We start from the raw sequence: 21,424 nt of genomic DNA on the forward strand, positions 1-21,424 counted from the left end.
GAGCGAGTCAGTGCTTTACTGGTGCCCATGCCTCAGATCGTGTTCAAGATCCTTTCCACCGCCGATCAGCGCGACAGCATCGTCGACGACATCCGGCACCTGGTCGACCTCAACTCCGAGTCGCTGACCGCCGACCTGCAGGTGGCCACCGGCACCGGGGGAGACGCCAGCCTCGAGGAGGTGTGGCAGGACTACGGTTTCGCCGACGCCGCCGACACCACCCCCGAACCGGCGACGGTGACCCTGGACGTCACCCGCTGTGAGGGCAGCATCAGCGCGCTGACCGCCCGCCTGTCCGAGGTGCTGGTCAGCCGCGACAAGCAGCCCGCCGAACAGCTCTTCCAGCAGGTGCTGGACGACCCGGGCACCCCCCGTGTGCCCTGGCACGTCGACATCCGTCCCTGAAACAGGTCGGGGACGCGCGGAGGGGGTCAGTCCAGGATGCTGGACAGGAAGGAGCGGGTGCGCTCCTCCTGGGGGTCGGTGATGACCTGGCGCGCCACACCGTGCTCCACGATGCGTCCGCCGTCCATGAACGCCACGTGGTCGGCGACCTCGCGCGCGAAGCCCATCTCGTGGGTGACGACGAGCATCGTCATGCCGTCGTCGGCGAGACGGCGCATCACGTTGAGCACCTCACCGACGAGCTCGGGGTCCAGGGCGGACGTCGGCTCGTCGAAGAGCATCAGCTTCGGCTTCATCGCCAGTGCGCGGGCGATGGCGACCCGCTGCTGCTGACCGCCGGAGAGCTGCACCGGCCACGCCTCGGCCTTGTCGGACAGCCCGACCATCTCGAGCAGCTCCCGGGCGGTGGCCTCGGCCTCCGCCTTCGGCACGCCCTTCACCTTCACCGGTGCCTCGATGATGTTGGCGAGCACCGTGCGGTGGGTGAACAGGTTGAACTGCTGGAAGACCATGCCGATGTCGGCGCGCTGACGCGACGCCTCGCGCTCGGAGATCTGGTGCAGCCGACCGTTGCGCTCCTGGTAGCCGATGAGGTCGCCGTTGACCTCGATGCGTCCGGCGTCGATGCTCTCCAGGTGGTTCACGCAGCGCAGCAGCGTGGACTTGCCGGAGCCGGACGGCCCGATCAGGCAGGTCACGCCGCCGGTGGGGACCTCCAGGTCGATGCCCTTGAGGACGTCGAGGCGACCGTAGCGCTTCCAGACGTCCTTCACGGCGATCATCGGGGTGTCGGTGCTCATCGGCCGTTCTCCTTGTTGTCTCGGCTGTTCCTGTTGTTTCGTTCGCTGCCCGGGTCCTCGACCGTGATGTTCAGCGGGGGCAGGCCCTCCGCGTCGGTCAGCGCGGCGAGCTGGCGGCTCGTCAGCGCACGGGAGGAACCCCGGGAGTAGTAGCGCTCCAGGTAGTGTTGTCCGACCATGAGGATCGAGGTGATCACCAGGTACCACGTGGCGGCGACGAGCAGCATCGGCACCGGTTCGAACATGGCGTAGGCGATGTCCATCGACCGGCCGTAGAGCTCACCGGCGTAGGGCAGTGCGATGACCAGCGAGGTGGTCTTCAGCAGGCTGATCAGCTCATTGCCCGTCGGCGGGATGATGATGCGCATCGCCTGCGGCAGCACGGTGCGACGCATGTTCTGCCACCAGGTCATACCCAGCGCCTTGGACGCCTCGGACTGGCCCTCGGGCACCGCCTGGATGCCGGCACGCACGATCTCGGCCATGTAGGCGGACTCGTTGAGGCCCAGGCCGATGACCGCCAGCCAGAACATGTTGCTCAGCAGCGAACTGAGTTCGATCTCGGCGAAGCCCACGCTGACCGTCTGGTAGATCGAGGACAGCAGACCCCAGAACACCAGCTGGACGTACACCGGGGTGCCGCGGAAGATCCACAGGTACAGCCAGGCGATGCCGCTGGTCACCGGGTTCGGTGACATGCGCAGCACGGCGAGCACGGCACCGAGGACCACGCCGACGATCATCGCCAGCACGGTCAGCGCCATGGTGTGCACCGCGGCCTCGGCGATCCGGGTGTCGAAGAGGTAGGACGCGTAGGTGTCCCACCCGTAGGCGTCGTTGTGCGCCGCGCTCCACAGGAACACGGCGAGCAGGACGAGCAGGACGACGGACGCGACGATGCGTCCCGGGTGGCGCAGCGGGACGACGTCGTTGTCGGTCGGTCGGGTCCGTTCCTGGGCCCTGGAGTGGTCGCTCATCAGGAGGCTCCTTCTTCGGCGGTGGCGGCGGCGGGCAGGTCGACGTCCTGCGTGTTGACGGTGACGGCGTCGATCGCGCCGTCGGTGAGGCCCCAGGGGCCGAGGATGTCGTCGTACTGGCCCGAGGTGATCAGGTACTCGAGGGCGGCGGCGAAGGCGGGCACCAGGTCCGACTCCTTGGCGAAGGCCCAGCCGAACGGGGTGGTGTCGAAGGCGTCGCCGGCGGGGACGAGCTTGCCCTCCGACAGGCGGATCGCGTAGTCGGTCACCGCGGAGTCCGAACTCAGTGCATCCGCCTTCTCCAGGGCCGTGGCGTTCGCGGCGGCGTTGGCGGACTCGTACACCAGCTTGTTGATCGCCGGACGGCCGTCGGCGACACACTCGTCGGACTTGACCTGCACGTCGTCGGTGTCGGAGTAGGTGCCCTTCTGCACGGCCACGGTGAGCCCGCAGGCGTCCGCCGGGTCCACGGTCTTGCCCGGGGTGGTGGCCCAGGTGATGCCCGAGGTGTAGAAGTCCACGAAGTCGTACGAGTTCCGGCGGTCCTCGGTGTCGGAGAACCCGGAGGTGCCCACGCCCACCGTCCCGGCGGAGATCGACGGCAGGATCAGGTTGAAGTCCTGCTGCTGGAAGCCGACGTCGAGCCCGAGGACGGCGCCGGCGGCACGGACGAGGTCGATCTCGAAACCGATGATCTCGCCGGACGGGTCCTTGAACTGGTTCGGTGGGAATGTCGGGTTGGTCGAGGCCGAGATGCGTCCGGAGTCGCGGTACTCCTGAGGGAGCAGCTCCTGGAGTTCGGGGACGGGTTCGGGCAGGGTGTCTACCCAGCCCTCCGGGTTTCCGGACTCCTCGTTGGTGACGCAGGCCACCAGAGACGTCGAGAGCATCAGGGCCCCCAGGACCGAGCCGACACTGCGGGCGATAAAGCCCGGTCGCGGAACGGGAAGGGGTGTCATGGGTGGAAGTATATCGGCGACGGATTCTGTTAGTCTCGGGGGCCATGAACTCCCTCGTCGAAGACTATCTCAACGACATCATGGACCGGGTGCGCGACGAGGACGGTGGCGCGGTCGCCGACTACATCCCCGAACTCGCCAAGGCAGACCCCACGCCGCTGGCGATCGCGATGTGCACGAACCAGGGGTGGATCTACAGCGTCGGCGACGACGAACGCGAGTTCACCATCCAGTCGATCTCCAAGCCCTTCGCCTACGCCGCCGCACTCCAGGACTGCGGGGTGGAGAAGGTGCTGGAGACGGTGGGGATGGAGCCCTCCGGTGAGGCCTTCAACGAGCTCTCCTTGGACGGGAAGACGCACCGTCCGGTCAACCCGATGATCAACGCCGGGGCCATCGCCGTCAACCAGCTGATCAACGGTGAGGACTCCTCGGTCGAGGACCGGGTCGACGTGATCGTCGAGTACTTCTCCCGGCTCGCCGGGCGGCAGCTCACCGTGGACGAGGACGTGACGGCCTCGGAGACGGGCTCCGCCGACCGCAACCTGGCGTTGGCCCACATGCTGCGCAGCTACGACGTGATCAGTGACCGTGCGGAGGACGCCGTGGCGAGCTACACCCGGCAGTGCTCGATCCGGGTCACGGTGAAGGACCTCGCGGTGATGGGGGCCACCCTGGCCCTCGGAGGCGTGCAGCCGCTCACCGGCGAGAGGATCCTGGAGCCGCTGGTGTGCCGGCAGGTGCAGGCCGTCATGGCGTCCGCCGGGATGTACGACGGGGCGGGCAAGTGGATGGCGGGCGTGGGCATCCCGGCGAAGTCCGGGGTGGCCGGGGGACTGATGGGGACACTGCCCGGACAGCTCGGCATCGCGACGTTCTCGCCGCAGCTGGACGAATCCGGCAACAGCGTGCGCGGGGCGAAGATCTTCCGGGCCCTCTCGGAGGACATGGGCCTGCACCTGATGTCGGCGGTGACGCGCAAGGGCAGTTCGGTGCGCGGCGTGCGTACCCGCGGGCGCAGCACGATCTTCCGGCTGCAGGGTGGTCTGGACTTCTCCGGTGCCGAGGAGTTCCTCATGGAGACCGAGCACCAGGACATCTCCACCCCGCGGGTCATCATCGACGCCCGTCGGGTGACCGAGAGCAACCCGGTGGGTCGCCGCATGGTGAAGGAGGGGCTGCGCCGCATCCGCGAGACGGGGAAGAAGGTCGCGGTCGTCGACCCGAACAACGTCCTCGGTAAGAGGCGGTTCGAGGACGGGACGACGGTGGCCACCACCGCGGCCGAGATCGTCGACCCCGACGAGGATTAGGGGAGCAGCGAGGAGGCTGCTGCCCCGAGGTCGCCGATCAGCCCGAAGGGCGACGACAGGAGCGACCCGACGATGAAGATGGCATTGGACGCGTAGGCGCCGGACGTCTCGATTGCTTCGGCGATGGGAAGGTCCACGGCTGTTTCCTCCTGGGTGGGGTGTGGCGCCGGGACCGTCCCGACAGTTTCACTGGCCAACCTACCGTATGGTGGGCCGCGGTACCATCCGGGGTATGACGGACCGGTTCACCGCGGATCCACGCCTAGGCCACCCGCTGCCCGCCGGAAACCACGACGCCGCGCACCCCATGCGCGCCAAGGCGCTGGCCGGGCACCCCAGGTTCCTGCGGGCCTTCGACACCGTCGCCGCGGCGACGACGCTGAAGATCGAGGGTCGACGGGCGGTGGTCAACCACTTCCCGTACGACCGCGACCACACCGAGCCCGACCGTCACGTGCTCGTGCGGGCCGCTGCGGGCCGCTGCGGGCCCCTGCAGGCCGGGCAGCAGAAAACCCCGCCGGTCGATCTCGACCGGCGGGGTCATGATGGTGCCCTGGGTGGGACTCGAACCCACACGCCCGAAGACACTGCATTTTGAGTGCAGCGCGTCTGCCAATTCCGCCACCAGGGCCAACAAACGGAGATGATACGGGAGGGTCGTCGCACCCGACAACACCGGGGTGGCGGCGGGTGCGACCGGCTCACCGTCCTGCGGGTTCACCGTCCAGTACACACTGGATCAGGTCGCCGTAGTAGGTGACGAAGGCCTCGACGTCGGCGTCGTGGAAGTACTCCTGGGTGACGAGCCGGCGCATCAACGCCAGGCCGATCACCATCGACATCGCCGCCTCTGCCCGCATCTCCGGGTCGGCGCCGGAGTCCGAGCCGGTCTCGGCGGCCACCCGTTCCAGGACGGGGGCGACGACCTGCTGGCGGAAGACCCGTCCGAGGGTGTCGACGATGTGCCGGTTGCCGCCGGCGTCGGCGAGTTTGCGCACCAGCGAGTTCGGGCTGTCGTCGGCGGAGGTCACCGCCAGCCGTGCCAGGTGGGTGCCCATCTGCGTGAAGGGGACGTTCTCCAGACGCGCGGCGGCCTCGGTGAAGTCCAGCTGCGCCTCGTAGAGGTTCTCCTTCGTTCCGTAGTACTTGATGATCAGCGGGGCACTGACACCGACCTCGGTGGCGATGTCCTTGAGTGACACCTCGCTGTAGGGGCGCTTGTTGAAGGCGTTCTTCGCGCACTCCAGGATGTACACCCGGGTCTCCTCGGCACGACGCCGGGCCGACGACTGCTGTTCGGTCGCCGGTTCAGTCGCCGGTTCTTCCGGGACGCTCTCTGTCTGGTCACTCATGGCGACTAGAATAGCCCGGGCACGACACCGACTGCGGCAGCAACCACGAGAAGTGTGTCCGGCGGCGTGAAAAGAACACGTCACGGACATGCAGGAAGGTCACATGACAGACAACCCCGGGGACGAGCGCCCCACCCTCCTGTTGCTCGACGGACACTCCCTGGCCTTCCGGGCGTTCTACGCCCTGCCGGCACAGAACTTCTCCACGACCGGGGGCCAGTACACCAACGCCGTCTACGGCTTCCTCGGCATGTTCCTGGGGCTGATGGAGGCAGAACGGCCGACACACGTCGCCGCGGCCTTCGACCTCTCCGGTCCGACGTTCCGGGAGAAGGACCTCCCGGAGTACAAGGCGCAGCGTCCGCCGGCACCCGAGGAGTTCCACGGGCAGGTCGAGCTGATCCAGGAGGCGTTGCAGTCCCTCGGCGTCCGGACGCTGACGAAGGAGGCCTACGAGGCCGACGACATCATCGCCACCCTGTCCTGCCGGGGCACCGAGGCGGGCATGCGCACGGTGATCTGCACCGGCGACCGCGACAGCCTGCAGCTCGTCAACGACGACGTCACCGTCCTCTACACCCTGCGCGGCGTCTCCGAACTCGACCGGTTCACCCCTGCGCGCGTGGAGGAGAAGTACGGGGTTACCCCCACCCAGTACCCCGACCTGGCCTCGCTGCGTGGCGACACCTCAGACAACATGCCCGGGGTGCCGGGGGTGGGCCCCAAGACCGCCCAGAAGTGGATCACGAAGTACGGCAGCCTGGACGCGGTGATCGACCACATCGACGACTTCGGCGGCAAGGTCGGCGACGCCCTGCGCGACAACATCGACAACGTCGTGCTGGCCCGCAAGGTCACCGAGATGGTCCGCGACCTCGACCTCGGGGACTTCAACGGCGACGGTGGGAAGCTCTCAGCGCTGCGTCCCGGACACGTGGACGCCTCCGAGGCGATCGACCTGTTCGACACCCTGCAGTTCGGCAACAACCTGCGCAACCGCACCTTCCGCACCATGGGCATCGAGTTCGAGGACGGTGCGGCGTCCGAACTCGCCGTCGACACCGTCGACGACGGCAAGCTCGCCAAGTGGCTCACCGAGCGCGCCGGCTGGAAGGACGGCCGCAACCCCGGCGACGCGTCCACCAACCGTCCGCTCGTCGTCGAGGTGACCGGAACCGGGACGCCGTTCGGCGGCAACGCCGCGCGCGTCGTCCTGCTCGACCCGGAAGCCGGCGAGGACGGCGTCCTGCACGCCGTGGACATCGACCTGACAGACCAGGACCCGAAGGACGAGGCGGCACTCACCGCCTGGCTCGCGGACGTCTCCGCCGCCAAGTGGCTGCACGACTCCAAACGGGCCTGGCACATGCTCCACGGCTCCGGTCTGGAACTCGACGGCGTGGAGCACGACACCGCGCTCGCCGCCTACCTCCTGCGTCCGGACGTGCGCTCCACCGGGCTGGCGGACGTCCTGCAGCGCCACGTCGGACACGAGCTCGCCGAGGACGCCGCCGGCGGCGTGCGCGCACAGGCCGTGCTCGACCTGGTGACCTCGCTGACCCCGGAGCTCGCCGGGATCGGCGCGATGGAGCTCTACCTCGACCTCGAGGTGCCGCTGGCCACCGTCCTGGCGCGCATGGAGAGCCACGGCATTTCCGTGGACCGTGACTCGCTGCAGGAACTCTCCGACAACTACGGTGACCGCATCACCGAGGAGGTCACCGCCGCCCGCGAGATCGCCGGCGACGAGTCGCTCAACCTCTCCAGCCCCAAGCAGCTGCAGAAGGTGCTCTTCGAGGACTTCGGCCTGCCCACCACCAAGAAGACCAAGACCGGGTACTCCACCGCCGCCGGCGAGCTGGAGAAGCTCACCGCCCAGACCGGGCACCCCTTCCTGTCGCACCTGATGGCCCACCGCGAGTACCAGAAGATGAAGACCACCATCGACGGACTCATCGAGGCCACCGCCGACGACGGACGCATCCACACCACCTTCAACCAGCGCGGTGCCGCCACGGGCCGGCTGTCCTCGGCTGAACCGAACCTGCAGAACATCCCGGTGCGTACCGAGGCAGGACGCCACATCCGCGGCGCCTTCCGCGTCGGCGCGGGCTACACCACGCTGCTGACCGCCGACTACTCGCAGATCGAGATGCGTGTCATGGCGCACCTCTCCGAGGACCCCGGCCTGATCGAGGCCTACCGCAACGGTGAGGACCTGCACAACTACGTGGGCTCCAAGGTCTTCGACGTGCCCGTCGACGAGGTCACCCCGGAACTGCGTCGCCGGGTGAAGGCGATGAGCTACGGGCTGGTCTACGGGCTCAGCGCCTTCGGCCTGTCCCAGCAGCTCAACATCGCCGCCGGTGAGGCGAAGAAGATCATGGACACCTACTTCGAGCGCTTCGGCGGAGTGAAGGACTACCTCGACACCGTGGTCGAACGGGCCAAGGAGGTCGGCTACACCGAGACGCTCTACGGGCGACGTCGCTACCTGCCGGAGCTCAACTCCAGCAACCGGGTGGCGCGCGACAACGCCGAACGCGCCGCGCTGAACGCGCCGATCCAGGGCACCGCCGCCGACATCATCAAGCGGGCGATGCTGCGCGTCGACCGGGAGATGACACGGCGCGGCATGCGGTCACGTGTGCTGCTGCAGGTGCACGACGAGCTCGTCGTCGAGGTCGTCGACGGCGAGCTCGAGGAGATGACTGCGCTGCTGCAGGAGCAGATGGACGGGGCGGCCGAACTGCGCGTCCCGCTGGACGTCTCCACCGGGACCGGGGAGAACTGGGAGGCCGCCGGGCACTGAGTCCGGTCTAGGAGGTACGTGATGCGTTCGCCCGCATGCGGCGACGCTTCGTGACCTGCTCGGCGATGACCATCGCAGCGACGACTGCGGCGCCGAGGACGAACAGCAGGACGGCGGTGCCGACCTGGTCGCCGGGGGCCTGCAGGCTGGAGTCGTCGTCCTGCCAGGGCCACAGGGCGCGCAGTGAACCGAGCAGCATGCCTGTCATGGTGAACAGGCTCAGTGTGCGGTGCTTGGTCAGCAGGTGCTCCATGACACGGACGAAGAGCACCAGGCCGGTCAGGGCGCCGAGACCGAAGACCAGGATGTAGGTGATGTCCAGTTCGCTCACCGCGGTCAGCGTGGCGGAGTAGATGCCGATGGCGTAGAGGAAGAAGGAGCCGGAGACGCCGGGCAGGATCAGGGCGCACACGGCGATCGCGGCGGCGATGAACACCAGGAACAGGTTCGGGTCGTTGTTCGTCGACGAGGAGAACCCGGTGGCGATGAAGGTGAACAGTGCGCCGACGATGAACAGCGGCACGGCCACGGGGAGCCGACGTTTCAGGTCGGCGGTGTCGATCAGCAGGATCGGCACGACCACGGACACGGCGACCATGCCCAGGAAGAGGCTCTTGGCGGGGATCGGGTGGTCCTCGACGAACGTGCCGAGGATGCCGGCCAGTGCGAAGACCATGGCGACCATGCCGATGGCCATCGGGATGAGCATTGTCCAGTCCACGGACTTGATCTTCCGGATCCCCGCCGGGCGGTCCGTGGCGAAGGCCTTCAGGCCGTCGAGCAGTCGGTTGGCGTTGTACAGCACGCGCTCGTACACGCCGGTGACCAGGGCCACGGTGCCGCCGGAGATGCCCGGGACGAGCTCGGCGGAGCCGATGAGGCCGCCGCGGAGCGCGTTGAGGACGACGGCCCCCGGTGTGAAGGGGGTGTTCTCGAAGGCGGGGCGCCGCGAGGTCGCGTGCTCGGCAGGGTGCTCGGCGGCGTTCTCGGCGGAGTGCCCGGTGCCGGGTGAGGTTTCGTTCATGGGCGTCATCGTATCCGGATGATGTGTGGGGTGGTGAAAAGTCCGAAGCGGCCCGCGTGTCAGCCCACCGTCGACCCAGGGGCGGGGCAGGACCTAGGATGGGTGACCGTGATCACTCCAGGCGACTCCACCGGCACGCACCACGAACTCAGGCTGGGCTACTGGCCAGGGGAGGGCATCGGCCCGGAGATCGTGGCCCCCACCGTCACCGCCACGACCACCGCGCTGCGTCACCACGGCGGCGTCTCCGTGCGCTGGGTGCCCCTGCTGCTCGGCCGGGAGGCCTTCGGGCAGGCCGGCAGGATCCTTCCGGAACAGACCTGGGAGACGGTCGCCGGACTGGACGGCTGGGTGCTCGGCCCGCACGACAACGCGTCCTACCCGCCGGAGGCGCGCGAGCAGCAGAACCCCTCCGCCGCCCTGCGGGTGCGCGCCCAGCTGTGGGCGAACGTGCGACCGGTGCGCGGGCTGCCCGGGGCGGTGGCGCCCGACCTGGACGTGGTCGTCGTCCGGGAGAACACCGAGGGGCTCTACGCCGACCGCAACATGTACGCCGGCTCCGGTGACGTGATGGTCACCGAGGACGTCGCCCTGGCCATCGGAACCTTCACGCGCCAGGGCGTGCGCCGGATCGTCCGGCACGCAGGACGCGTCGCTGCCGCGCGCGGCGGCGTCCTCACGGTCGCGCACAAGGCGAACGTCCTGGCCAGGACGTCCGGGATGTACCTGGAGGAGGCCGAGGCGATGGCGGACGAGACCGGGGTGCGGTTGCTCCCGGTGCACATCGACGCCTTGTGCGCCGACCTGGTGGTCAACCCCGGGCGTCACCGCACGATCGTGGCGGAGAACATGTTCGGCGACATCCTCTCCGACCTCACCGCGGCCCTCGGTGGCACGCTCGGCGCCGCCGGCAGCGTGAACGCCGGGGACACGGCGGTGATGGCACAGGCCGCGCACGGTTCCGCGCCGGACATCGCGGGGCAGGGCGTGGCGAACCCGGCCGGGCTGATGAACTCGGCGGCGCTGATGCTGCGGCACCTCGGGTACGGGGAGGCCGGCGACGCGCTCGGCGGGGCTGTGCGGCACGCGCTCATGCACGCGCCCACCCCGGATGTGGCGGGAGAGGCCGGAGTGGCTGGAGATGGCTCAGGTGCGGCAGGGGCGGGCACCGAGGAGTTCGCGGAGATGGTATTTGCACAGCTCGGAGGGGTCGTGTAGCCTGCATTCTGTTAACCGTCTGTCCGCAGGCGCGCGACGGTGCCGGGAAGCTGAACGCTGGCGGAACGGTGCCCCCTGTCCATCACTAAGAACAATCCGTCTCGGAGCAACTTCACATATGCCCACCAACAACGTTCCTCAGGTAGCCGTCAACGACATCGGCTCCGCTGAGGATTTCCTCGCCGCCGTCGACGCCACCATCAAGTACTTCAACGACGGTGACATCGTCGAGGGTACCGTCGTCAAGGTCGACCACGACGAGGTCCTGCTTGACATCGGATACAAGACCGAGGGTGTCATCCCCTCCCGCGAGCTGTCCATCAAGCACGATGTCGATCCCGGCGAGGTCGTCGAGGTCGGCGACGAGGTCGACGCCCTGGTCCTCACCAAGGAGGACAAGGAAGGCCGCCTGATCCTGTCCAAGAAGCGCGCACAGTACGAGCGCGCCTGGGGCACCATCGAGGAGCTCAAGGAGAAGGACGAGCCGGTCACCGGTACCGTCATCGAGGTCGTCAAGGGCGGCCTCATCCTGGACATCGGCCTGCGTGGCTTCCTGCCCGCCTCCCTCGTCGAGATGCGTCGCGTCCGCGACCTCCAGCCGTACATCGGCCAGGAGATCGAGGCCAAGATCATCGAGCTGGACAAGCAGCGCAACAACGTCGTGCTGTCGCGTCGCGCATGGCTCGAGCAGACCCAGTCCGAGGTCCGCTCCGAGTTCCTGCACCAGCTGCAGAAGGGCCAGGTCCGCAAGGGCGTCGTGTCCTCCATCGTCAACTTCGGCGCCTTCGTCGATCTCGGCGGTGTCGACGGCCTGGTTCACGTCTCCGAGCTGTCCTGGAAGCACATCGACCACCCGTCCGAGGTCGTCACCGTCGGTGACGAGGTCACCGTCGAGGTGCTCGACGTCGACCTGGACCGCGAGCGCGTGTCCCTGTCGCTGAAGGCCACCCAGGAGGATCCGTGGCGCGTCTTCGCCCGGACCCACGCGATCGGTCAGATCGTCCCGGGCAAGGTCACCAAGCTGGTTCCGTTCGGCGCCTTCGTCCGCGTCGAGGAGGGCATCGAGGGCCTGGTCCACATCTCCGAGCTGGCCGAGCGCCACGTGGATGTCCCGGACCAGATCGTCACCGTCGGCCAGGAGCTCATGGTCAAGGTCATCGACATCGACCTCGAGCGTCGTCGTATCTCCCTGTCGCTGAAGCAGGCCGACGAGGACTTCGCCGAGGAGTTCGACCCGTCCAAGTACGGTATGGCCGACTCCTACGACGAGCAGGGCAACTACATCTTCCCGGAGGGCTTCGACTCGGAGACCAACGAGTGGATGGAAGGCTACGACGAGCAGCGTGAGGCATGGGAGGCCCGGTACGCCGAGTCCGAGCGTCGCCACAAGACCCACGCCGCCCAGATCGAGCGCCACCGCGCCCAGGCCGCCGAGGCTGACGAGGCTGCCGACAACGGCTCCTACTCCAGCAACTCGGACAAGCCGGCCGCCGCCGCCACGGAGGAGACCACCTCCGACGCCGGTTCCCTGGCGTCCGACGAGCAGCTCGCCGCTCTGCGCGAGAAGCTCGCCGGCTCCGGTGAGTAGTACCGTCTCCCAGTAGACGAGTCGGACCCGGCCCACCCCGTATTCGGGGTGGGCCGGGTCTTTTGTGCGTTCAGGGCCTTATGTTTTGACCGGGGATGTTCTACGATGGGTGAGGTGCCGCCCTAACCTTGGGCGGCAGGAACATCCCTCCAGCTCACCAAGGCGGACACCCGATGGCCTCAGCAGCGACAGACACGTCCCGGCACATTCTCGCGGAGGTGGGCGGAGCGGACAACGTCTCGTCGCTCACCTACTGCGCCACCCGACTTCGGTTCGACCTCGTCGACCGGTCGAAGGTCGACATCGACAAACTCGACAGCGACCCCGCCGTGCTCGGCGTGGTGGAGCAGGGGAGTACCGGCCTGCAGGTCGTGATGGGCGGCGGCGTCGCCGACTACTACAACGCCATCGTCCGGGAACCCGGCATGGGTGACGCGGACGCCGAGAGCCGAGCCGCGTCGAAGAAGGAGTACGGGGGAGTCCGCGGCAGGTACGACTGGGTCAACTACTGCTTCGAGTTCCTCTCCGACACCTTCCGCCCCGTGCTGTGGGCGCTGCTCGGTGCCTCCCTGATCATCACCATGCTGGTCCTCGCCGACACCTTCGGGATGCAGGACTTCCGGGCTCCGATGGAGGAGCAACCCAACGGCTACGTGCTGCTGCATGCGATGTGGCGCTCCGTCTTCTACTTCCTGCCGATCATGATCGGTGCGACGGCCGCCCGTAAGCTCGGCGCCAACGAGTGGGTCGGCGCGGCCATCCCGGCGGCCCTGCTCACCCCAGAGTTCCTCTCCCTCGGCGAGGCGGGGGACACCGTCCAGGTCTTCGGCCTGCCGCTGGTGCTCAACGACTACTCCTCGCAGGTCTTCCCGCCGCTGATCGCGGCCATCGGGTTGTTCTGGGTGGAGAAGGGGCTCAAACGCATCATCCCGCAGTCCGTGCAGATGGTGTTCGTACCCTTCTTCTCGCTGCTGATCATGATCCCGGCGACGGCGTTCCTGCTCGGCCCGTTCGGCATCGGCATCGGCAACGGGATCTCCGAGTTCCTGCTGTGGCTCAACGGCGTCTCCCCGTTCATCCTGGCCGTGATCATCCCCCTGCTGTACCCCTTCCTCGTGCCGTTGGGCCTGCACTGGCCGCTGAACGCGATCATGATCCAGAACATCGCCACCCTCGGCTACGACTTCATCCAGGGGCCGATGGGTGCCTGGAACTTCGCCTGCTTCGGCGTCGTCGCCGGTGTGTTCGTGATCTCGGTCCGCGAACGGAACAAGGGTATGCGTCAGGTGTCCTTCGGTGGACTGATGGCCGGACTGTTCGGTGGTATCTCCGAGCCCTCGCTGTACGGCGTGCTGCTGCGGTTCCGCAAGACCTACATGCGTCTGCTGCCGGGATGTCTGGTCGGTGGCGTGATCATGGGCTTCTTCGACGTGAAGGCCAGCGCGTTCGTCTTCACCTCGCTGCTGACTTTCCCGGCGATGGACCCCTGGGCCGGCTACCTGTTCGGCATCGCCGCCGCCTTCGTCACCTCGATGTTGCTTGTGCTGTTCTTCGACTACCGCGGTAAGGACGAGAAGGCCGAGGTGCGTGCGGCGCTTGCTGCAGAGCAGGACGCGGAACGGGACGCTGAACTCGACCAGGAACAGGACGCCGGGCAGGACGCAGCGTCCGGAGTGGTGGCACCCGCCGCGAAACCGGCGCTGGTCCCGGGGACGGTCACCGTGTTGACCACGCCGGTGGAGGGGCGGGTGATCCCGCTGAGCGAGGTGGACGACCCTGCCTTCTCCTCCGGGGCACTCGGGCAGGGTGTGGCCGTGGAACCCTCGGGCGACACGGTCGTGGCCCCGGCCGACGGGAAGGTTCTCACCGTGCAGAAGACCGGCCACGCCGTGGGACTGCGGCTGGACAGCGGTATCGAGCTGCTGATCCACATCGGCATCGACACGGTGAAGATGGGTGGTGAGGGCTTCGAGGTGCTCGTCGAGAAGAGGCAGCGCGTCGAGGCCGGTACCCCGTTGATCCGGTTCGACACCGAGAAGATCCGTGAGGCCGGCTACTCCACCGTCACCCCGGTGGTGGTGGTCAACAGCCGTGCATTCGGTTCGGTGGAGGGGATGCCCGCACCGCTCGCGGCCTTCGGCGACGACATCGTCACCGTCACTGCTGCGGTGTCCAGCGACGCAGCAGCTGCGCGTTGAGGGCGACGACGACGGTGGAGGCGGACATCAGGATCGCGCCCACGCTCATCGGCAGCACGAAACCGACCGGCGCCAGCACGCCGGCGGCCAGGGGCACCGACACCAGGTTGTAGCCGGCGGCCCACCACAGGTTCTGCCGCATCTTCCGGTAGGCGGCCTGCGAGAGTGAGATCACGGAGACCACCGAACGCGGGTCCGAGCTGGCGAGGATCACCCCGGCCGACCCGATGGCGACGTCGGTGCCCGCACCGATGGCGATGCCCACGTCGGACGCGGCGAGCGCCGGCGCGTCGTTGACGCCGTCGCCGACCATCGCGACCTTGTGGCCGTCCGCCTGAAGTTCGGCGACCTTCGCCGCCTTGTCCTCGGGACGCACACCGGCGAAGACCTGGTCGATGCCGAGTTCCGTGGCGACGGAGGTCGCCACCGCCTCGGCGTCGCCGGTGATCATCACGACCCGGACCCCACGTTCGTGCAGGTCGTCGACGGCGGTGCGTGACTCCGGGCGGACGCCGTCCGCCAGCCGCAGTGCACCGACGACACCACCGTCCACCAGGACGTGGAGGATGATCGCGCCCTCGTCCCGCCACGCGGCGGTGCCGGGCAGTGCCGGGGCGTCGCGCTGCTCGAGCAGGTGGGGACCACCGACCTCGACAACGTGGTCGTCGACGACCGCGCGCACGCCGACCGCCGGGGAGGAAGAGAAGTCCGACGCCCGGGGGACGTCCAGTCCACGGTCCGCTGCGGCGGTGACGATCGCGTGGGCGAGGGGGTGCTCACTGTCGGTCTCCGCCGCGGCGGCGAGGGACAGGGCCCGGTTCCCGTCGAGGTCATTCTCGTCGGGGACGAGTACCTCGGTGACCGTCGGTTCCCCGAGAGTGAGCGTGCCGGTCTTGTCGAACAGCACGGTGTCCACCGAGCGCATCGACTCCAGCGCGAGGCGGTCCTTGATCAGGATGCCGGAACGGGCGGCACGCTCGGTGGCGATGGACACCACGAGCGGGATCGCCAGGCCCAACGCGTGCGGGCAGGCGATGACGAGCACGGTGATGGTGCGCACCACGGCGTCCTCGGGGCGTCCGGCCACCGACCACACGACGGCGGTGACGACGGCGGCCCCCAGGGCGAACCAGAACAACCAGCCGGCGGCGGTGTCCGCCAGGCGCTGGGCCCGCGACGAGGAGTTCTGCGCCTCGGAGACCAACGTGCGGATGCCCGCCAGTGTGGTGTCCTCGCCGACGGCGGTGACCCGCACCCGCAGGCCCGAGTCCGTGGCGACGGTGCCGGCGACCACGGTGTCCCCGACGTCGCGGCGCACCGTCGCGGACTCTCCGGTGACCATGGACTCGTCCATCGACGCCGAACCGTCCACCACCGTGCCGTCGGCCGGGACGGCGGCACCGGGCCGGACGATGACCACGTCGTGCAGGCCCAGCTCGTCGGGGGAGACGGTCGTGACCGAACCGTCCTGCCCGACGCGCTCGGCCTCGTCCGGCAGCAGAGCCGCCAGCGAGTCCAACGCGGAGGACGTCTGCGCGAGCGAGCGCATCTCGATCCAGTGGCCGAGCAGCATGATCACGACCAGCAGCGCGAGCTCCCACCAGAAGTCCAGCTCATGGCTGAGCACGTTCAGGCTCGCGCCCCACGAGGAGACGAAGGCGACGGTGATGGCCAGGGCGATGAGCAGCATCATCCCCGGCTTGCGTGACCTGATCTCGTCGACGGCACCGCTGAGGAAGGGGCGCCCGCCCCAGAGGTACATCACCGTGCCCAACACCGGGGACACCCAGCCGACGACGGCGTTGTCGGGCAGGTCGTAGCCGATCAGGTCGGCGAACATGGTGTTGCAAGCCACCACCGGGACCGCCAGGACCAGCATGATCCAGAACAGTCGGCGGAACTTCGCCACGTGGCCGGCGTGGCTGGCGTGGCCGGAATGCCCACCGTGGTCGGCGTGGCCGCCCGTGTGTTCCATGTGTTCCGAGTGATTCATGTGGTCCATATGGTCGATATGTTCCATGTCATTCATGGTGCTGCTCTCCTCGTGGTGCGACGGACAGGTCAGTTCGCCGCGCGCATCTCACTCTCGGTGACCCACTTGTGGTTGGTCATCGTCATGCCGTCGGACTCGTAGTCGACCATGTACACCGTCTCGTCGGTGGAGCTGTCGATCGTGGCCGTGGCGCCCTTCATGCCCGCCATGTGGTCGGCCTCGAGCGTGACCGTCGCGCCGTCCTCCAGACGCTCCGACCCGGCGTCGGCGAGCTCCTCCTGGACGACCCACCTGTGGTCCCTGACCGGCTCACCGCCGTTGGTGGGCGTGTAGGACACCGAGTAGGTGTAGGTGTCGAAGGCGCCGGCGACGGTTGCCGTGGCACCCTCCATGCCCGCCATGTGGTCGGCGGTCAGGACGACCTCGCTGCCCACCGGGAACTCCGGGTCGGACGCCTCGGTGATGCCCTCGGGGGCGGGGCCTCCGTCGGCCGGGTGGTCCATGTCCATGCTCATGTCCGAGCCCATGTCCATGCCGTCGTGGTCACCGTGGCCGGTGGCGGAGCTGGATGTGCTGGTAGTGCTGGTGCTGTCGGTGGAGCTCTGCTGGCTGTCGTCGGCGGAGGGGGAGCAGGCGGTCAGTGACATTGCGGTTCCAATCAGTGTCGCGGCGGTCAGTGCGGTCAGTCGTTTCGACATCGTCGTCTCACTTCCAGTCGGTGGATTACCTATACCCCCTAGGAGTATACCCGGGAGAACAGTGTGTGCCCCCGAGTGTGGGGTGCCGATGCCGGCTGACCTGTGACGGGGCGCGTTGGTACGCCCGTGATGCCGAGAGTACGTCCCCCGGCGTCGTCCGGACAGCACGAAACCCCGCACACCCAGGGTGTGCGGGGTTTCAGGCGGGGCAGACGGCTACGGCGTCACAGCGTCCTCAGGGCATCCTCAGAGCGAGGAGACCTCGGCGATCGCGTGCAGGGTCTCCAACTTGGAGGCCTTGCGCAGCTGCAGCTTCCAGCCGTCCTCGGTCTGCTCGGTGAAGAACGCGACCTTGGTCGGCAGGACCACGGGCTTGGCGAACTCCACCGCGTAGCGTCCTGCGGACGGGAGGTGGCCCTCGAGGCCCGACAGGATCTTCGCCGCGGACCACATGCCGTGGGCGATCGTCGCCGGGAAGCCGAAGGCCTTGGCGCCGAGCGTGGACACGTGGATCGGGTTCTTGTCACCCGAGGCGTCCGCGTACTGCTTGATGTCCGCCGGACCGACCGGCCACGTGGCCATCGGCGTCGGGTCGGACGGGACCTCGGGACGCTCGAACAGCGACCCGGTGTCCTCGTCACGCGCGGCGACCGCGGCGTCCGCCGAGGACGACAGCTTCGCGCCCTTGGCCAGGAAGCCGGAAGTCTGACGCCAGACAGGTGCGGAACCGTCCTCGCCCTCGACGAAGACCTCGGTGACCATGTCGATCAGCAGGCCCTTGCGGTGCCTGCGCAGGTTCTCCGCGTGGGTGCGGATGTGCAGCACGTCGTCGACGGTCAGCGGGCGGGTCTGCTCGATGACGTTGGTCAGGTGCACGCCACCCACGGCGTTGAAGGGGAAGTCGTCGGTCGACATCACCTTCATCACCAACGCGAAGGAGATCACGTAGGGGTAGGTGTACGGCAGCTCGTTGCCGAGGCGCAGACCCACCGCCGCGTTGTAGTCGGCGAGGTGGGCGATGTCGATCGTCACGCCCTTGACCTCGAAACCGGTCGACGGGTCCTTCGTGGCTGACCGCTTGGCGCCGACGACGGGAACCATGTTCTTCGCGGCACCCTTGTACTCGGCCATCAGGTCGGGGATGGCGGGGAGTTCCTTGTAGGTGACAGTCACGCTGGGGTCCTTTCTAGGCGCCGAGCAGGTTCTGGCCGCAGACGCGCACGGTGTTGCCCGTGACCGCGTTCGAGGCGTTGCCGGCGAAGTAGGCGATGGTCTCCGCGACGTCCACGGTGTGGCCACCCTGGGCGAGGGAGTTGAGGCGGCGTCCGACCTCGCGGGTGCCGAAGGGCATCGCGTCGGTCATGGCGGTCTCGATGAAGCCCGGGGCCACGGCGTTGACCGTGATGCCCTTGTCGGCGAGCTCCTCGGAGAAGGAGTCGACCAGGCCGACGACGCCGGCCTTGGTGGTCGCGTAGTTCGTCTGACCACGGTTGCCGGAGATGCCGGCCATCGAGGACACGCCGACCACACGGCCGCCGTCGGCGAAGCCACCGTTGGCCAGCAGGCCCTCGGTGATGCGCACGGGGGCGACGAGGTTGATGTTCTGCACCATGTTCCAGCGGCCCTCGTCCATGTTGGCGAGTAGCTTGTCGCGGGTCACGCCGGCGTTGTGGACGATGATGTCGACCTTGCCGCCGTGGCGCTCCTCGGCGTGGGTCTTGATCCGCTCGGCGGCGTCCGCGGCGGTGACGTCCAGGGGCAGGGAGGAGCCCTTGACCTCGTTGGCGGTCTCCGCCAGACCCTCGCCGGCGGCGGGGATGTCGACGCAGATGACCTTGGCACCGTCACGGCCGAGCACCTTGGCGATGTCGGCGCCGATGCCGCGGGCGGCACCGGTGACGACGGCGATCTTGCCGGCCAGCGGGGCGTCCCAGGACTCCGGGGCGGTCGAGGCGTCCGCGGTGACACGGATGACCTGGCCGTCGACGAAGGCCGACTTGCCGGACAGCAGGAAGCGCAGGGTGGACTCCAGACCGCTCAGGTCGGAGGAAGCCTCCGGTGCGGTGTAGACCAGCTGGGCGGTGGCGCCGCGGCGCAGCTCCTTGGCGACCGAGCGGGTGAAGCCCTCGAGGGAACGCTGCACGATGTGCTCGTCACGGTCCTTCACCAGCTCGGGGGTGGTGCCGATGACCACGAGGCGGGCGCAGGGCAGCAGCTTGCGCATCTGCGGGTTGAAGAAGTCGAAGAGCTGGTGGAGCTCCTCCGGCTTGGTGATTCCGGTGGCGTCGAAGACCAGGGCGGCGCGCTTGGCGTCCGTCCCGGCGTCGACGAACTGGTAGTCGTCGGCGAGCAGCGGCTTGATCCCCGCGGCGAGTCGTCCTTCGCCGCCGATGACGACGGGGCCGTCCAGGGCGGGCTCGCCCTTCTTGTAGCGGCGCAGCGGTTCACCCTGGGGGACGCCGAGCTTTCCAGCGAGCCCGGAATTGACGACCTGGTCGAGCAGGCCCTTATTGGAGGAAGACAACGTTCGTAACTCCTTGGTAGTGGATCCGTTATTCGAAAGCGTACCTACGGTCGCCCGAACAATGTATGTTCACATTTGTACCCTAGTATGTGACCCCGAACCATGTCCCGGAAATCCGTGACGCGGGTTACACGAAGATCTGGGGTCGACCCGGATCCCCCGGTAGACTTCCCGGGGACGTCTGGCACACACCACGACACGACGACACGACAACAACCGATGGAGAGACATCCAGATGACTACTTCGCCTCGTAAGGTCGCCATCCTCGGCGGCAACCGCACCCCGTTCGCGCGCTCCAACAAGGAGTTCTCCAATGCGTCGAACCAGGACATGCTGACCGCGGCCATCAACGGTCTCGTCGCACGCTACGGGCTGCAGGACGAGCAGCTGGGCATGGTTGTCGCCGGTGCCGTCCTCAAGCACGCACGCGACTTCAACCTGACCCGTGAGGTCGTCCTGGGGTCCGCCCTGGACGCCCAGACCCCCGCCTTCGACCTCCAGCAGGCCTGCGGCACGGGTCTGGCCGCCGCCGTCCAGGTCGCCGACGCCATCGCGTTGGGACGCATCGACGCCGGCATCGCCGGCGGTTCCGACACCACCTCCGATGCGCCGCTGGCCGTCAACGACGAGCTGCGCAAGACCCTGATCAAGGTCAACGCGGCAAAGACCACCGGTGAGCGCGTCAAGCTGCTCGGCTCGGTGCGTCCCTCCCAGTTCGCCCCGGACCAGCCGCAGAACGGCGAGCCGCGCACCGGCCTGTCCATGGGTGACCACGCGGCGATCACCGCCCGCGAGCTCAACGTCTCCCGCGAGGACCAGGACCAGCTGGCCGTCGAGTCGCACCAGAAGCTCGCCGCCGCCTACGACGCCGGCTTCTTCGACGACCTGGTGACCCCCTTCCTCGGCGTGCAGCGCGACACCAACCTCCGTGCCGACTCCTCCGTGGAGAAGCTCGCCAAGCTCAAGCCGGTCTTCGGCAAGAAGGACGCCGCCGCGCACGGCACCCAGGCGACCATGACCGCGGCGAACTCCACCCCGCTGACCGACGGCGCCTCCGCCGTCCTGCTGGCCTCCGAGGAGTGGGCCGAGGCCCACAACCTCCCGGTCAAGGCGTACCTGGTGGACTCCGAGACCGCCTCGGTGGACTTCCTGCACGGCCACGACGGACTCACCCCGGACGGACTGCTGATGTCCCCGACCTACGCCGTCCCGCGTCTGCTGGAGCGCAACGGCCTGACCCTCCAGGACTTCGACTACTACGAGATCCACGAGGCCTTCGCCTCCCAGACCCTGGCGACCCTGCAGGCATGGGAGTCCGAGGACTACTGCCGCGACCGTCTCGGCCTGGACGCCCCCCTGGGCTCCATCGACCGGTCCAAGCTCAACGTGAAGGGCTCCTCGCTGGCCGCGGGCCACCCGTTCGCCGCCACCGGTGGACGTATCATCGCCACCGCGGCGAAGACCCTCGAGGAGAACGGCGGCGGACGCACCCTGGTGTCCGTCTGCGCCGCCGGCGGACAGGGCATCACCGCGATCATCGAGCGGTAGATCCTTCCGGACCC

General features: G+C 68.1%; 18 protein-coding genes and 1 tRNA gene. 7 read left to right on the top strand and 12 right to left on the bottom strand.

What is annotated here, in order from left to right:
• Positions 1–27 precede the first annotated feature (27 nt).
• The gene (locus ACT3S3_RS02920; RefSeq protein WP_301441692.1) at positions 28–405 is read left to right on the top strand and encodes a hypothetical protein; all 378 of its coding nucleotides are present in this window, start codon (positions 28–30) and stop codon (positions 403–405) included.
• Between the two features lie 26 nt (positions 406–431).
• On the opposite strand, the gene ehuA is transcribed toward ACT3S3_RS02920, so the two are convergent.
• Genes ehuA through ACT3S3_RS02935 form a run of 3 tightly spaced genes read right to left on the bottom strand, consistent with a single transcriptional unit; the run spans position 432 to position 3,141 of the window.
• Entirely contained in the window at positions 432–1,205 is a 774-nt protein-coding gene (ehuA, locus tag ACT3S3_RS02925; RefSeq protein WP_301441691.1) for an ectoine/hydroxyectoine ABC transporter ATP-binding protein EhuA, read from the bottom strand.
• On the bottom strand, positions 1,202–2,182 hold the full coding sequence (locus ACT3S3_RS02930) for an amino acid ABC transporter permease (RefSeq protein ID WP_301441690.1): 981 nt from the start codon (positions 2,180–2,182) through the stop codon (positions 1,202–1,204). The genes ehuA and ACT3S3_RS02930 overlap by 4 nt, the downstream gene beginning before the upstream one ends.
• Positions 2,182–3,141 carry an ABC transporter substrate-binding protein gene (locus tag ACT3S3_RS02935; RefSeq protein ID WP_301441689.1) on the bottom strand — a complete coding sequence of 320 codons (960 nt, stop codon included), beginning with the start codon at positions 3,139–3,141 and terminating at the stop codon, positions 2,182–2,184. The genes ACT3S3_RS02930 and ACT3S3_RS02935 overlap by 1 nt, the downstream gene beginning before the upstream one ends.
• A gap of 44 nt (positions 3,142–3,185) precedes the next feature.
• Here ACT3S3_RS02935 and ACT3S3_RS02940 point away from each other — a divergent pair, with 44 nt between their 5' ends.
• Positions 3,186–4,454, top strand: coding sequence for a glutaminase (locus ACT3S3_RS02940; RefSeq protein ID WP_301441688.1), 1,269 nt, complete (start codon positions 3,186–3,188; stop codon positions 4,452–4,454).
• On the opposite strand, the gene ACT3S3_RS02945 is transcribed toward ACT3S3_RS02940, so the two are convergent.
• From ACT3S3_RS02945 to ACT3S3_RS02960, 4 genes are all read right to left on the bottom strand, one after another.
• Positions 4,451–4,591, bottom strand: coding sequence for a hypothetical protein (locus ACT3S3_RS02945; RefSeq protein WP_301441687.1), 141 nt, complete (start codon positions 4,589–4,591; stop codon positions 4,451–4,453). The genes ACT3S3_RS02940 and ACT3S3_RS02945 overlap by 4 nt on opposite strands.
• Positions 4,592–4,716: 125 nt before the next feature.
• Positions 4,717–4,998, bottom strand: coding sequence for a hypothetical protein (locus tag ACT3S3_RS02950; protein ID WP_444626185.1), 282 nt, complete (start codon positions 4,996–4,998; stop codon positions 4,717–4,719).
• Positions 4,999–5,000: 2 nt separating this feature from the next.
• Positions 5,001–5,085: transfer RNA gene (locus ACT3S3_RS02955), tRNA-Leu, on the bottom strand.
• A gap of 70 nt (positions 5,086–5,155) precedes the next feature.
• Positions 5,156–5,806: a TetR/AcrR family transcriptional regulator gene (locus tag ACT3S3_RS02960; protein ID WP_301441685.1), complete on the bottom strand. Its 651-nt coding sequence runs from the start codon at positions 5,804–5,806 to the stop codon at positions 5,156–5,158.
• A gap of 103 nt (positions 5,807–5,909) precedes the next feature.
• Here ACT3S3_RS02960 and polA point away from each other — a divergent pair, with 103 nt between their 5' ends.
• Positions 5,910–8,618 carry a DNA polymerase I gene (gene polA / locus ACT3S3_RS02965; protein WP_444626187.1) on the top strand — a complete coding sequence of 903 codons (2,709 nt, stop codon included), beginning with the start codon at positions 5,910–5,912 and terminating at the stop codon, positions 8,616–8,618.
• A gap of 7 nt (positions 8,619–8,625) precedes the next feature.
• Here polA and ACT3S3_RS02970 read toward each other — a convergent pair whose 3' ends face one another.
• Positions 8,626–9,642, bottom strand: a complete 1,017-nt coding sequence (locus ACT3S3_RS02970; RefSeq protein WP_301441683.1) for a DUF368 domain-containing protein — start codon at positions 9,640–9,642, stop codon at positions 8,626–8,628.
• 108 nt (positions 9,643–9,750) lie between these two features.
• On the opposite strand from ACT3S3_RS02970, the gene ACT3S3_RS02975 reads away from it, so the two are divergent.
• From ACT3S3_RS02975 to ACT3S3_RS02985, 3 genes are all read left to right on the top strand, one after another.
• Complete coding sequence (locus ACT3S3_RS02975) at positions 9,751–10,860, top strand: isocitrate/isopropylmalate family dehydrogenase (protein ID WP_444615002.1); 1,110 nt, start codon at positions 9,751–9,753, stop codon at positions 10,858–10,860.
• A gap of 118 nt (positions 10,861–10,978) precedes the next feature.
• Positions 10,979–12,448, top strand: a complete 1,470-nt coding sequence (rpsA, locus tag ACT3S3_RS02980) for a 30S ribosomal protein S1 (protein WP_444615001.1) — start codon at positions 10,979–10,981, stop codon at positions 12,446–12,448.
• A 173-nt stretch (positions 12,449–12,621) separates the two neighbouring features.
• Entirely contained in the window at positions 12,622–14,646 is a 2,025-nt protein-coding gene (locus ACT3S3_RS02985; RefSeq protein ID WP_441588336.1) for a glucose PTS transporter subunit IIA, read from the top strand.
• On the opposite strand, the gene ACT3S3_RS02990 is transcribed toward ACT3S3_RS02985, so the two are convergent.
• The 4 genes from ACT3S3_RS02990 to ACT3S3_RS03005 form a co-directional block, all read right to left on the bottom strand.
• On the bottom strand, positions 14,606–16,648 hold the full coding sequence (locus ACT3S3_RS02990) for a heavy metal translocating P-type ATPase (RefSeq protein ID WP_441579913.1): 2,043 nt from the start codon (positions 16,646–16,648) through the stop codon (positions 14,606–14,608). The two genes, ACT3S3_RS02985 and ACT3S3_RS02990, sit on opposite strands and share 41 nt — an antisense overlap.
• Before the next feature lie 59 nt (positions 16,649–16,707).
• On the bottom strand, positions 16,708–17,286 hold the full coding sequence (locus ACT3S3_RS02995; RefSeq protein WP_301442953.1) for a YdhK family protein: 579 nt from the start codon (positions 17,284–17,286) through the stop codon (positions 16,708–16,710).
• Positions 17,287–17,583: 297 nt separating this feature from the next.
• A complete protein-coding gene (locus tag ACT3S3_RS03000) occupies positions 17,584–18,510 on the bottom strand; it encodes a MaoC family dehydratase (RefSeq protein ID WP_301442954.1) in 927 nt (308 codons plus the stop codon).
• Positions 18,511–18,523: 13 nt separating this feature from the next.
• Positions 18,524–19,861, bottom strand: a complete 1,338-nt coding sequence (locus ACT3S3_RS03005) for a 3-oxoacyl-ACP reductase (RefSeq protein ID WP_301442955.1) — start codon at positions 19,859–19,861, stop codon at positions 18,524–18,526.
• A 181-nt stretch (positions 19,862–20,042) separates the two neighbouring features.
• On the opposite strand from ACT3S3_RS03005, the gene ACT3S3_RS03010 reads away from it, so the two are divergent.
• Positions 20,043–21,410, top strand: coding sequence for an acetyl-CoA C-acetyltransferase (locus tag ACT3S3_RS03010; protein WP_441579894.1), 1,368 nt, complete (start codon positions 20,043–20,045; stop codon positions 21,408–21,410).
• The last annotated feature ends 14 nt before the right edge of the window (positions 21,411–21,424 follow it).

Origin of the sequence: Corynebacterium sp. AOP40-4SA-5 (assembly GCF_052377355.1) — a bacterium.
Classification (GTDB): domain Bacteria; phylum Actinomycetota; class Actinomycetes; order Mycobacteriales; family Mycobacteriaceae; genus Corynebacterium.

Bases quoted from the DNA above. Each gene is read 5' to 3' on its own strand.
- ACT3S3_RS02920 (WP_301441692.1), top strand. From the start codon at position 28: ATGCCTCAGATCGTGTTCAAGATCCTTTCCACCGCCGATCAGCGCGAC.
- ehuA (WP_301441691.1), bottom strand. From the start codon at position 1,205: ATGAGCACCGACACCCCGATGATCGCCGTGAAGGACGTCTGGAAGCGC.
- ACT3S3_RS02930 (WP_301441690.1), bottom strand. From the start codon at position 2,182: ATGAGCGACCACTCCAGGGCCCAGGAACGGACCCGACCGACCGACAAC.
- ACT3S3_RS02935 (WP_301441689.1), bottom strand. From the start codon at position 3,141: ATGACACCCCTTCCCGTTCCGCGACCGGGCTTTATCGCCCGCAGTGTC.
- ACT3S3_RS02940 (WP_301441688.1), top strand. From the start codon at position 3,186: ATGAACTCCCTCGTCGAAGACTATCTCAACGACATCATGGACCGGGTG.
- ACT3S3_RS02950 (WP_444626185.1), bottom strand. From the start codon at position 4,998: ATGACCCCGCCGGTCGAGATCGACCGGCGGGGTTTTCTGCTGCCCGGC.
- ACT3S3_RS02960 (WP_301441685.1), bottom strand. From the start codon at position 5,806: ATGAGTGACCAGACAGAGAGCGTCCCGGAAGAACCGGCGACTGAACCG.
- polA (WP_444626187.1), top strand. From the start codon at position 5,910: ATGACAGACAACCCCGGGGACGAGCGCCCCACCCTCCTGTTGCTCGAC.
- ACT3S3_RS02970 (WP_301441683.1), bottom strand. From the start codon at position 9,642: ATGAACGAAACCTCACCCGGCACCGGGCACTCCGCCGAGAACGCCGCC.
- rpsA (WP_444615001.1), top strand. From the start codon at position 10,979: ATGCCCACCAACAACGTTCCTCAGGTAGCCGTCAACGACATCGGCTCC.
- ACT3S3_RS02985 (WP_441588336.1), top strand. From the start codon at position 12,622: ATGGCCTCAGCAGCGACAGACACGTCCCGGCACATTCTCGCGGAGGTG.
- ACT3S3_RS02990 (WP_441579913.1), bottom strand. From the start codon at position 16,648: ATGGACCACATGAATCACTCGGAACACATGGAACACACGGGCGGCCAC.
- ACT3S3_RS02995 (WP_301442953.1), bottom strand. From the start codon at position 17,286: ATGTCACTGACCGCCTGCTCCCCCTCCGCCGACGACAGCCAGCAGAGC.